This is a genomic window from Gordonia zhenghanii, from assembly GCF_021738965.1.
Classification (GTDB): Bacteria; Actinomycetota; Actinomycetes; order Mycobacteriales; family Mycobacteriaceae; genus Gordonia; species Gordonia zhenghanii.
Genome location: NZ_JAKKOQ010000001.1, coordinates 53618 through 65251, shown reverse-complemented (window position 1 = coordinate 65251; position 11634 = coordinate 53618). Strand labels below are relative to the sequence as shown.

The 11634-nt window shown below is 67.5% G+C and carries 15 protein-coding genes; 14 read left to right on the top strand and 1 reads right to left on the bottom strand.

Annotated elements, in window-relative coordinates; translation table 11 throughout:
* The first annotated feature begins 277 nt into the window (after positions 1-277).
* From L5G32_RS00355 to L5G32_RS00320, 8 genes are all read left to right on the top strand, one after another.
* Positions 278-580, top strand: a complete 303-nt coding sequence (locus tag L5G32_RS00355) for an urease subunit gamma (RefSeq protein WP_237009030.1) — start codon at positions 278-280, stop codon at positions 578-580.
* Between the two features lie 10 nt (positions 581-590).
* Positions 591-923 carry an urease subunit beta gene (gene ureB, locus L5G32_RS00350; protein ID WP_237009029.1) on the top strand — a complete coding sequence of 111 codons (333 nt, stop codon included), beginning with the start codon at positions 591-593 and terminating at the stop codon, positions 921-923.
* On the top strand, positions 923-2653 hold the full coding sequence (locus L5G32_RS00345) for an urease subunit alpha (protein ID WP_237009604.1): 1731 nt from the start codon (positions 923-925) through the stop codon (positions 2651-2653). The genes ureB and L5G32_RS00345 overlap by 1 nt, the downstream gene beginning before the upstream one ends.
* Entirely contained in the window at positions 2653-3309 is a 657-nt protein-coding gene (locus tag L5G32_RS00340) for an urease accessory protein UreF (RefSeq protein WP_237009028.1), read from the top strand. The genes L5G32_RS00345 and L5G32_RS00340 overlap by 1 nt, the downstream gene beginning before the upstream one ends.
* On the top strand, positions 3302-4030 hold the full coding sequence (gene ureG, locus L5G32_RS00335) for an urease accessory protein UreG (protein WP_237009027.1): 729 nt from the start codon (positions 3302-3304) through the stop codon (positions 4028-4030). Before L5G32_RS00340 ends, ureG begins: the two co-directional genes overlap by 8 nt.
* Entirely contained in the window at positions 4027-4740 is a 714-nt protein-coding gene (locus L5G32_RS00330) for an urease accessory protein UreD (RefSeq protein ID WP_237009026.1), read from the top strand. Before ureG ends, L5G32_RS00330 begins: the two co-directional genes overlap by 4 nt.
* Complete coding sequence (locus L5G32_RS00325; RefSeq protein WP_237009025.1) at positions 4737-5744, top strand: HoxN/HupN/NixA family nickel/cobalt transporter; 1008 nt, start codon at positions 4737-4739, stop codon at positions 5742-5744. The genes L5G32_RS00330 and L5G32_RS00325 overlap by 4 nt, the downstream gene beginning before the upstream one ends.
* Before the next feature lie 108 nt (positions 5745-5852).
* Complete coding sequence (locus L5G32_RS00320) at positions 5853-7538, top strand: purine-cytosine permease family protein (RefSeq protein WP_237009024.1); 1686 nt, start codon at positions 5853-5855, stop codon at positions 7536-7538.
* 41 nt (positions 7539-7579) lie between these two features.
* Here L5G32_RS00320 and L5G32_RS00315 read toward each other — a convergent pair whose 3' ends face one another.
* The gene (locus L5G32_RS00315; RefSeq protein ID WP_237009023.1) at positions 7580-8548 is read right to left on the bottom strand and encodes a hypothetical protein; all 969 of its coding nucleotides are present in this window, start codon (positions 8546-8548) and stop codon (positions 7580-7582) included.
* Positions 8549-8925: 377 nt separating this feature from the next.
* Here L5G32_RS00315 and rpsH point away from each other — a divergent pair, with 377 nt between their 5' ends.
* Genes rpsH through rplO form a run of 6 tightly spaced genes read left to right on the top strand, consistent with a single transcriptional unit; the run spans position 8926 to position 11608 of the window.
* Positions 8926-9324 (top strand): 30S ribosomal protein S8, encoded by a 399-nt coding sequence (gene rpsH, locus L5G32_RS00310; RefSeq protein WP_237009022.1) that lies wholly within the window; start codon positions 8926-8928, stop codon positions 9322-9324.
* A gap of 12 nt (positions 9325-9336) precedes the next feature.
* Complete coding sequence (rplF, locus tag L5G32_RS00305) at positions 9337-9873, top strand: 50S ribosomal protein L6 (RefSeq protein WP_237009021.1); 537 nt, start codon at positions 9337-9339, stop codon at positions 9871-9873.
* A gap of 3 nt (positions 9874-9876) precedes the next feature.
* A complete protein-coding gene (gene rplR / locus L5G32_RS00300; protein WP_237009020.1) occupies positions 9877-10287 on the top strand; it encodes a 50S ribosomal protein L18 in 411 nt (136 codons plus the stop codon).
* Between the two features lie 37 nt (positions 10288-10324).
* Entirely contained in the window at positions 10325-10981 is a 657-nt protein-coding gene (gene rpsE, locus L5G32_RS00295; RefSeq protein ID WP_237009019.1) for a 30S ribosomal protein S5, read from the top strand.
* A gap of 3 nt (positions 10982-10984) precedes the next feature.
* Positions 10985-11164 carry a 50S ribosomal protein L30 gene (gene rpmD, locus L5G32_RS00290; protein WP_237009018.1) on the top strand — a complete coding sequence of 60 codons (180 nt, stop codon included), beginning with the start codon at positions 10985-10987 and terminating at the stop codon, positions 11162-11164.
* A 3-nt stretch (positions 11165-11167) separates the two neighbouring features.
* Positions 11168-11608 carry a 50S ribosomal protein L15 gene (gene rplO, locus L5G32_RS00285; protein ID WP_237009017.1) on the top strand — a complete coding sequence of 147 codons (441 nt, stop codon included), beginning with the start codon at positions 11168-11170 and terminating at the stop codon, positions 11606-11608.
* The last annotated feature ends 26 nt before the right edge of the window (positions 11609-11634 follow it).

Sequence of the window (11634 nt, the reverse complement as noted above, 5' to 3'; positions counted from 1 at the left end):
CGAGCGGAGTCCTGTTCCGCTGGTCGAGCGGAGTCGAGACCTACGAGCCGTGTGACCACATACCGGTCACGCGGCTCGTAGTAGCCTGTGTTGCTGCCGGGATCTCGACTCCGCTCGATCAGCAGAGCTATCTCGACTCCGCTCGATCAGCGTGGGGACGCCGCTCGACCAGCGTGGCGGCGTCGAGCGTTTCTGGGCCGTTGCGCGTCAATGACGTTCGTGTGACGTGGCGGGCGGATGGTCGTCGGGGCCTGTGCGCGGTGGCACTATCTTTTCTATGCGCTTCACGCCGGGAGACACCGAGAAACTGTTGCTGTCGGTGGCCGGGATGGTGGCGCGCGACCGGCAGGCTCGCGGGGTGCTGCTCAACCACCCCGAGACCGTCGCACTGCTGTCGACATGGGTCATCGAGCGGGCGCGCGAGGGAGTGGGCGTCGCCGAACTCATGGAGCAGGGACGGCGAGTCCTGACGCGCGACGACGTGATGCCCGGCGTCGCCGAGATGCTCGATGACGTTCAGGTGGAGGCCACGTTCCCGGACGGCCGCAAGCTCGTCACCATCCACCACCCGATCGATTAGAAGGGGCGTCATGTCGTCGACACCACGCACCGACGGACCGGGCGCGATCCGCGTCCGACCGGGCGTCATCGCCCTCAATGCCGACCGCGACGAGTCCGAGCGGATCGAACTCGTCGTCGTCAACACCGGCGACCGACCGGTCCAGATCGGCTCGCACCTGCACCTGCCCGACGCCAACACGGCGCTCGACTTCGACCGTGCGGCGGCCGACGGCTTCCGGCTCGACGTCCCGTCCGGGACATCGGTCCGATTCGAGCCAGGAGCCTCGAAATCGGTTGCGGCGGTATCTCTCCGGGGACTGCGGGCCGTGCCGGGAATCGCACTCGGAAAGCAGGCATGCTGATGGTCGAGATCGATCGCGGAACCTATGCGTCGCTGTACGGTCCGACCGTCGGCGACCAGATCCGTCTGGCCGACACCGACCTGTGGATCGAGATCGAACGAGACCACACGGTCGGCGGCGACGAGGCTGTGTTCGGCGGCGGCAAGTCGATCCGCGAGTCCATGGGTCAGTCGGCCGTGCCGCGGAGCGCGGGCACCCTCGACACGGTGATCACCAATGTCGTGGTCCTGGACTGGTGGGGCATCGAGCGCGCCGATGTCGGCATCCGCGACGGCCGGATCGTCGCACTCGGACGTTCCGGCAACCCGGACGTCGCCGACGGCGTGCACCCCGATCTGGTGATCGGGCCGTCCACCGACGTGATCGCCGGGGAGGGGAAGATCCTCACCGCGGGCGGGATCGACTCCCACGTCCATCTGCTGTCGCCGTCCCAGTGCGACGAAGCACTCGCGACCGGACTGACGACGCTCATCGGCGGCGGGACGGGGCCGTCCGAAGGGTCGAAGGCGACGACCGTGACGCCCGGCCCGTGGCATCTGCAGCAGATGCACCGCGCACTGGACGAGATCCCGGTGAACGTCCTGTTCCTCAGCAAAGGCAACACGGTGTCGGCGGAGGGGCTCGCCGAACAGGCGCTCGGCGGCGCCGCAGGCTTCAAAGTCCACGAGGACTGGGGTGCGACTCCCGCCGCGATCGACGCCGCGCTCCGCGCCGCCGACGACTGGGGGCTGCAGGTCGCCTTGCACTCGGACTCGTTGAACGAGGCGGGCTTCGTCGACTCGACGGTCGCCGCGATCGGCGGCCGCAGCATTCACGCGTTCCACGTCGAGGGCGCGGGCGGCGGTCACGCACCCGACATCCTGTCGATCGCCGGGCTGCCCAACGTGATCCCCGGATCGACCAACCCGACGCTCCCGCACACCGTCAACACCGTCGCCGAACACCTCGACATGTTGATGGTCTGCCACCACCTGAACCCGGCGGTCCCGGAGGACTTGGCATTCGCCGAATCGCGCATCCGAGCGGCGACGATCGCCGCCGAGGACATGCTCCACGACCTCGGCGCACTGTCGATCACATCGTCGGATGCGCAGGCGATGGGTCGCATCGGCGAGGTCATCACCCGTACCTGGCAGGTGGCGCACGTGATGAAGGCGCGGCGGGGGCATCTCGGTGGCGGCGACAACCTGGTCGCCGGGAGCGGAGTGAGCGGGGCCGATAATTACCGCGCGCGCCGATACGTCGCCAAGTACACGATCAACCCGGCGATCGCGCACGGCATCGACTACGAGGTCGGGTCGATCGAGCCCGGCAAGCTCGCCGACCTGACTCTGTGGGATCCGCGATTCTTCGGAGTCCGGCCGTCGCTGGTCATCAAGGGCGGGACCATCGTCTGGGCGTCGCTCGGCGACTCGAACGCGTCCATCCCGACGCCGCAGCCGGTGCTGCAGCGGCCGACGTTCGGCGCCCAGATCGGCGCCGATCTGTCGGTGTCGTTCGTGTCGCCCGCCGCGCTCGACGACGGGCTCGCCGACCGGCTCGGGCTACGACGTCGTCTGGCGCCGGTCCGGCCGACGCGCGCGATCGGCAAGGCGGACATGAAAGTCAACGACGCCCTGCCGCGGATCGACATCCGGCCCGACACCTTCGACATCCGGATCGACGGCGAACTCGTGACGCCGGCCCCCGCCGCCGAGCTGCCGATGACGCAGCTCTACTCGATGTTCTGATGACGGCGCCGACCCAGCTCGCGATGCTCCTGGCCGACGCGCGGTTGCCGACCGGCGGGCATGCGTACTCGGCGGGCATGGAGCCGGCACTGACCAGCGGAATGCCGCGAGCCGACGCGCGCGACCTGCTGCGTGCGCGGGCGCGGACCACCTCGCAGGTGGAAGCCGGGACCGCCGTCCTGGCGCGTCATCGCGTGCTCGTCGGTGCACCGCTGCAGGCGGTGCAGGACGCGTGGGCTGCGCGGACGCCGTCGCCCGCGGTGCGCGACGCGTCCACAGCCCACGCCCGCGGATACCTGCGGCTGGCCCGCCGACTCTGGCCCGCTGCCGACTACGCAGCGCTTCCCGAGAAGCCTTGCCGCGCCGTGGTTCTCGGGATGATCGCCGCTGCGGCCGGCCTGCCAGCCGAGGACCTGGTCCGCCTCGTGATCTATGACGAGGCGGCGACCGCGGCGGCGGCGCTGCTCAAACTCGATCCCCGCGATCCCGCCGAGACCACGGCGTGGATCCTCGACGCGTGCGCCGCGGCCGAACCCACGGTGGCGCAGATCGCCGCCGTCACCGACCCCGCCGCCGTTCCGGCGTCCGGGGCTCCACACAGCGAGCAGTGGGCGCAGACCCACGCCCGCCTGACCCAGAGGTTGTTCCGTGCCTGACCACACTGCTGCACCAGACCGCGCACTCCGACTCGGGATCGCGGGCCCCGTCGGCACCGGCAAGTCGTCGTTGATCGCCACCGTCTGCGCCTCCCTCGCCGACGAGCTCGCGCTCGGCGTCATCACCAACGACATCTACACCGACGAAGACGCGCGCTTCCTGCGGTCGGCGGGCGTCCTGGACCCGGATCGGATCCGAGCCGTCGAGACCGGGGCCTGCCCGCACACCGCGATCCGCGACGACGTGACCGCCAACCTGCTCGCCGCCGAAGACCTCGAGGCCGACTTCGCGCCGCTCGACGTGGTCCTCATCGAATCCGGCGGGGACAACCTGACGGCGACGTTCTCGCCCGCGCTCGTCGATGCACAGATCTTCGTGCTCGACGTCGCGGGCGGCGGCGACGTCGCACGTAAGGGCGGGCCGGGCATCGGGCGTGCCGACCTCCTCGTCGTCAACAAGACCGACCTCGCGCCGTACGTCGGCGTCGACGTTCCGACGATGGTCGCCGACGCGTCCGAAGCAAGGGAAGGACGGCCCGTCCTCGCACTGTCCCGGACCGACGCCGAATCGGTTGCCGCCCTGCGTGAATGGGTCCTCAGTGTGCTCGCTTCGCATCGCAGTGGATCGCACGAGCCGGTGGATCCGGGCCCGATGGCCCCGCATTTCCACGCCGACGAAGCGCACCCGGACGGCGGGTACGTGCACTCGCACGAGCATTGATAACGGCTTGGATCGCCGTCGACGCCGCGCCGGGTCGGGCGCGCGTCGATCTGTCGACGGGAGCAGGCACAACGCTGGTCCCGAGGCTCCTCGGCCGGACCGCATCGTCGGCGCGGGTCGCGCTCGTGGCCGGCGGCGCGATGCTCCTGGGCGGCGACGCGATCGGTCTCGACATACGCGTCGGGACCGGATGCACGCTCGACCTCACCGAAGTCGGCGGAACCGTCGCCTACGACGCCGACGGCGAAGCGTCGCACTGGTCGACGCACGTGATCGTCGGACCCGGGGCGACGCTGATCTGGCGTGGTCTGGAGACGGTCGTCGCCGACGGCGCGAACCTGCATCGTCGGACCGAGATCGCCCTCGCCGACGACGCACGCGTTCTGGTCCGTGACGTCTGTGTGCTCGGACGCTCCGGCGAGCGCGGCGGACGACTCTGCGTCGAGACCACCGTAACGGTCGACGACGTCCCGCTGCTCGTCGAGTCGATCGACGTGCACGGCGACCGGCCGATGTCCGGAGTGCTCGGACCGAACCGTGTCATCGAGTCGATCGTGCTGGCAGGCATTCGGCCCGGCGAGCCCGACGCGCACACGATGGAGACCGCCGGACGGGGCGCATTGGCCCGATACCTCGGGCACTCTGTTCACGAGAGTCCGCTCGCACACACGTGGGACACGTGGCGACGACTGATGGAGGCGGATCTGTGACGGCCGAAGACCAAGCTGTGCTCGCCGAGCGACCGCCGGTTCGCGATCCCGGCAGCCGGTGGGCGATCGCCGTCATCGTCGGACTCCACCTGCTCGGGTGGGGCCTTCTGCTGGCGGTGGTGGTTCCGTCGGGCATCACCTACGACTCGGCAGGGCCAGCCGCGCTCGCTGTCGGACTGGGCGCGTACGCGCTCGGCCTGCGGCACGCGTTCGACGCCGATCACATCGCTGCCATCGACAACACGACGCGCCGCTTCGTCGACCGGGGCAGACCAGCGTCGACGGTCGGCCTCTGGTTCTCGCTCGGCCACTCGAGCGTCGTGTTCGGACTCTGTCTGGCGCTCGTCGTCGGCCTCGGCGCGCTCGGTCGTGCCGTCACCGACGACGACTCGACCCTGCACGAGGTGACCGGCGTGTGGGGGCCGCTCGTCTCGTCGTTGTTCCTCCTGGTGATCGCCGCAGTCAACGTCCGATCGCTCGGCACGTCCGACGGCGCGTCCGGCGGCCTCGTGTGGCCGGTGGTGCGCCGGTTCGAGCGCGTCGTCGACCGCCCTACCCGGATGTTCGCGGTCGGCTTCGCCTTCGGTTTCGGGTTCGACACCGCGACCGAGATCGGCCTGTTGGCGCTCGCCGGATCGGCGAGCCTGGGAGCGGTGCCGTGGTGGGCCGTCCTCACCCTGCCCGTCCTTTTCGCGGCGGGAATGTCGTTGCTCGACACCGTGCAGGGCGCGGTGATGCGCCGCGCGTACGTGTGGTCGCCCGGCGGGCAGCGCCCTCGCCTAATCTCGTACCGGTCGTTGATGACGGGCATCTCGGCTGCGGTCGCCGCGTTCATCGCCGTCGTCCAACTGTCCGGCCTCGCCTACGAGGAGTGGGGCTGGACCGGGCCGTTCGCGTGGCTCGGGGGAGCCGACCTGGAGACTCTCGGGATCTGGCTGACCGGTGTCCTCTTGGCCGTCTGGGCTGCGGTGTTCGTCGTGACGCGTCGACGCGCGACGACGTAACACGTTCGACACCAACGGTTTCGGCGACGCAACACGATCGCCCCGCCCTGGTGACAACACCTGCATACGTTCAACTCACCGATCGAAGAGATGGTGAGTGGAGGACGAATGACAGACCAGTTGACGCGCGTTCCAGACGGTCCAGTCGCAGGTGGAGGGGAGGGAGAGGCACTCAAGGAGACGCTCGAGGACTACACGCTGCGGTTCGCGCCGCGCAGCTACCGCAAGTGGAGCACCGCGGTGGTCGCGACGTCCGCGCTCGGCGGCATCGCCTACCTCGCGGACTTCTCCATCGGCGCCAACATCGGGCTCGCGCACGGCACAGGCAATGCCTTGTGGGGGATCGCGCTGTTCGCGGCCGTCATCATCGCGACGGGCATCCCGCTCGCCGTCTACGCCGCCCGCTACAACCTCGATCTGGACCTGATCACCCGAGGCAGCGGCTTCGGGTACTACGGCAGCGTCGTCACCAACCTGATCTTCGCGTCTTTCACGTTCATCTTCTTCGCGCTCGAAGGCTCGATCATGGCGCAGGGATTGGAACTCGGCCTCGGGATACCGCTGCCGGTCGGCTACCTCGCGTCGACGTTGATCGTCCTGCCGCTGGTGATCTACGGGATGAAGGCGCTCGCGAAACTGCAGGTCTGGACGACGCCGCTGTGGCTGGTGATGATGGTCGGCCCGCTCGTCTACCTGCTCGTCGCGCACCCGAGTGCGGTGAGTGACTTCCTCTCGTTCGGTGGCATCGACGAGAACGGTGCGCCCGCAGGCGAGGGCGTCAGTTGGGCCGGAATCATGCTGTGTGCGGGAGTCTGCCTCTCGTTGATCGCGCAGATCGCCGAGCAGATCGACTACCTGCGGTTCATGCCGCCGAAGACCCCCGAGAACACGCGACGCTGGTGGACCGCCGTCCTCGTCGCAGGCCCCGGCTGGGTGCTGTTCGGTGCAGTGAAGCAGATCGTCGGACTGTTCCTGGCCGTCTACATGATCGGCCACGTCGCCGACAGTGCAGGTGTCGCCAACCAGCCCGTCCACCAGTTCGTGATGGTCTACGAAGAGATGATGCCGCCGTGGTTGGCGATGACGCTCGCGCTGATTCTGGTTGTGGTCTCGCAGATCAAGATCAACGTGACGAATGCGTACTCGGGCTCGCTCGCGTGGACCAACTCGTTCACTCGCGTCACCAAGACGTATCCGGGACGGCTCGTGTTCGTCGTGGTCAACCTGCTGATCGCGTTGGTGCTGATGGAAGCCAACATGTTCAGCTTCCTCAACGAACTGCTCAACTTCTACGCGAACTGCGCCATCGCCTGGATCGTCGTCGTCGCCACGGACATCGTCGTCAACAAGTGGCTGCTGAAGATCAGCCCGATGGCTCCCGAGTTCCGTCGCGGCATGCTGTACGCCGTGAACCCGGTCGGCTTCGTGTCGGTCGCCGTCGCCGCGGGCGCGTCGATCGCCGTGTTCTTCGGAGCGTTCGGCGACGGCATCGCACCGTATTCGCCGCTCGTCGCCGCAGTCCTGGCTCTCGTGCTCCCGCCGATCCTCGCCGTCGCGACTCGCGGTCGGTACTACCTGCGTCGCACCGACGACGGCATCGACCTGCCGATGTACGACGAGTACGGGAACCCGAGCGACGCCATCCTCCTGTGCTGCGTGACCGGCGCCGAGTTCGAGCGCCCCGACATGCTGGCCTCCGCCGTCCCCGCTCCCGACGGCTCGACGCAGTACATCTCGTCCCTCGCCCTGGCCTGCGACAAGACGGGAGCGCACATCCTGCCTGCACAGAAGTAGGGGGAGATCCGACTACTACGAGCCGCGTGACCACATACCGGTCACGCGGCTCGTAGTAGGCAGTCGGGAAGTCGGCAGGCGTGCAGTCGACCAGGCCAACCGCCCTTCGACAGTTCGATGCCGACCTTCTGCGCGGTGGAGCACGGGCGGTCGTGGACCTGTCCGAAACCGACGCGCAGCGTGGTTCGGTCCGCGAGCACCGTGGCGTCGAGGTCGCGTTCCATGTCCCGGTCCCGGGAGACGGCGTCGTCGTGGCCGAGGCGACCGTCGAGCTCGACGATCACGCCCCAATCCGGATAGTCGGCATCTCGCAATCCGGAGCGGCCGACGCAGGTAGGCGCCTGGCGAGTCGGCGCGGGGAGTCCGTGCGCCCGTTCGACCTTCGTCAGGTATCCGTGCTCGAGGACCGAGCAGGTCCCGTCCCGCACATCGTGGAGAACCGCACGGATGAACGCGCTGTGCCGGGCTCGCTCACGACGGTCCAGGGCCGCGAGCAGTCGCTCGGCAGTGGTCCGCCGAGCACCGACGATGCCCGACAGGACAGCGATCACGTCGACCTTCGACGTCGCGGCCGAGGCCAGGTCGAGCACGGTCTCGTCCAGCCGGATCCTCGGCGGGTCGAGACGAGCGACGGCGTCGTCGAAGTCGGCGCGGTAGTGGATCACCAGCCCCGGCCTGCCTCGCAGACTGCGGTGCGCCTTCACCGCGATGTGGATCGGACCTCGGCCGTCGCAGTCGCCGGTGTGCGCGAAGAGCGCCGACTCGTGACTCAACGCGCTGGGCGCCGCGCACAAGATCGCGCACCACGCTCGTTGCGTCCACGTCATCGGACCGGTGTGCGTGACGTAGACACCGTCGTAGACGGCGACCCACTCCCGGCGTCGGAGCCTGCGTCTGACGAATGCGGAGTCGAGCCCGCATTCGAGGACCTGGCGGCGACTGACGACGTCGCTCTGATCATGCAGTAGCTGTTTCAAACGGGCCTCTGCCCAGCCGGTATCGTCCCCCATGGCTGAAGTCTTGCTGGACGCACGCCCGGACGGAAGTACCCTCTGACAATCTGTGGATACCGAGCGGTAACAACGGCTACGAGCGGTGTTACCGGTATGTGGTCACAGGGCTCGTAGGGGGTCTCGACCACCGATGCTCAGCCACCGATTTGGCTCAGGCCGCAGCGTTCCTTACACTGGACCAGTTGCCTGGGTGAAGTGTGCCCCCAGGAGCCACAACTTCATAGCTCGCGGGTGCCGGTGAAAAGCCAATGGCATCAGCGGGGGAGAAAATGCACAACTATCCACTTCGTGGAAGGCCCACCGGCGCATCGTGCGGAGTAATCCGCAGGTCACTGCTGTATGGGAACCGCTACGAGAAAGGTTGACGGTCAACCATGACCATGACTGATCCGATCGCAGACTTTCTGACGCGTCTGCGTAACGCCAACTCGGCGTTCCACGACGAGGTGACCCTCCCGTCGTCGAAGATCAAGGTGAACATCGCCGAGATCCTCAAACGCGAGGGATACATCACCGACTTCAGCGTCCAAGACGCAGAGGTCGGCAAGAAGCTCGTCGTCACCCTGAAGTACGGCCAGAGCCGAGAGCGCAGCCTCACCGGTCTGCGCCGCGTCTCGAAGCCGGGACTCCGGGTGTACGCGAAGTCCACCAACCTGCCCAAGGTCCTCGGCGGCCTCGGCGTGGCCATCATCTCCACGTCGTCCGGCCTGCTCACTGATCGCCAGGCAGCCAACCAGGGCGTGGGCGGCGAAGTCCTCGCTTACGTCTGGTAGGGGAGCTAAAAAATGTCGCGTATTGGTAAGAATCCCATCGAAATCCCGGCAGGCGTCGACGTGACCGTCGACGGCCAGGACGTGAAGGTCAAGGGCCCTAAGGGCGAACTGAGCCTCACCGTCTCCGAGCCGATCGTGGTGACGAAGGAAGAGAACTCCCTCGTCGTCGCACGCCCGAACGACGAGCGTCGCAGCCGTGCACTGCACGGCCTGAGCCGCACCCTCGTCAACAACCTGGTCGTCGGCGTGACCACCGGCTACACCACGAAGATGGAAATCTTCGGTGTCGGTTACCGCGTCCAGGCCAAGGGCAAGGACCTCGAGTTCGCCCTGGGCTACAGCCACCCCGTGCCGATCGAGGCACCGGAAGGCATCACCTTCGCCGTCGAATCGCCCACCAAGTTCTCGGTGTCGGGCATCGACAAGCAGCAAGTCGGCCAGATCTCGGCGAACATCCGCCGCCTGCGCCGCCCCGACCCGTACAAGGGCAAGGGCGTGCGTTACGAGGGTGAGCAGATCCGCCGCAAGGTCGGAAAGACGGGTAAGTAAGACATGGCTGAAACAACTCAAACGACCGCAAAGGCGCGCAAGCCCCTCGGCAAGGACGTTTCGACTCGTCGTCGCACCGCGACCAAGCGTCGTCACTTCCGTCTGCGCAAGAACGTGTCCGGCACGGCAGAGCGTCCGCGCCTCGCCGTCAAGCGCAGCAGCCGTCACATCCACGTGCAGGTCATCGACGATCTGACCGGTCGCACCCTGGCAGCAGCCAGCACCATCGAGGCGGATGTCCGCTCGGCCGGTGGCGACAAGTCGGCACAGGCGACCAAGGTCGGCGAGCTCGTCGCCGCCCGCGCCAAGGCAGCAGGAGTCGACGCGGTGGTCTTCGACCGCGGCGGCAAGGCGTACCACGGTCGCATCGCGGCCCTGGCCGACGCTGCCCGCGAGGGAGGCCTGGAGTTCTGATGATGACGAACAAGATCAACACTGGAGGGGACATCTGATGCCCGGACGTCAGCGTGATGGCGGCAACGGACCCGCCGGAAACAACAGCAACGCAAACAGCAACAACAGCAACGACCGCGGCCGCGGTCGCGGCGACCGTCGCGACAGCCGCGGAGGCCGTGACCAGGAGCGCAACCAGCTCGAGCGCGTCGTCACGATCAACCGTGTCTCCAAGGTCGTCAAGGGTGGTCGTCGCTTCAGCTTCACCGCTCTCGTCGTCGTCGGTGACGGCAACGGCATGGTCGGCGTCGGCTACGGCAAGGCCAAGGAAGTTCCCGCAGCGATCCAGAAGGGTGTCGAAGAGGCTCGCAAGAACTTCTTCCGCGTCCCGCTGATCGCCGGCACGGTGACCCACCCGGTTCAGGGTGAGGCAGCGGCCGGTGTGGTCATGCTGCGCCCGGCCAGCTCCGGTACCGGTGTGATCGCCGGTGGCGCTGTGCGCGCCGTCCTCGAGTGCGCAGGCGTCAGCGACGTCCTGGCGAAGAGCCTCGGCTCGGACAACGCGATCAACGTCGTTCACGCGACGGTCGCCGCCCTGAAGATGCTGCAGCAGCCCGAAGAGGTCGCTGCTCGTCGTGGGCTGACCGTCGAAGAGGTCACCCCCGCCGGCATGCTGCGTGCACGCGCAGCCGCCGCAGCGAGCAAGGGAGCATAAGCCATGGCTGAGCTGAAGATCACCCAGATCAAGGGCACCATCGGTACCAAGAAGAACCAGCGTGACAGCCTGCGCACCCTTGGCCTCAAGGGCATCCGCAAGACCGTCACCCGCGAGGACACGTCGATCAACCGCGGTCTCATCAACGTGGTGCGGCACCTCGTGACAGTCGAAGAGGTTTAAGTCATGACCATCAAGCTGCACCACCTTCGTCCCGCACCGGGCTCGAAGACCGATAAGACCCGCGTGGGTCGCGGTGAAGGCTCCAAGGGTAAGACCGCGGGTCGCGGCACCAAGGGAACCAAGGCCCGCAAGAATGTGCCTGCCGGCTTCGAAGGCGGACAGATGCCCATTCACATGCGTCTGCCGAAGCTCAAGGGCTTCACCAACCGCAACCGCGTGGAATACCAGGTCGTCAACGTCGGCGACCTCGCCGAGCTGTTCCCCGAGGGTGGCGCCATCGGCGTCGCCGAGCTCGTGGCAGCAGGCGCAGTCCGCAAGAACCGTCTCGTCAAGGTTCTCGGCGACGGCGAACTGAACGTGAAGGTCGACGTCACCGCCGACAAGTTCACCGGTTCCGCCAAAGAGAAGATTGCCGCCGCCGGCGGCAGTGCAACCGAGCAGTAAGAGCTTGGTGCACATCTGATCACCCG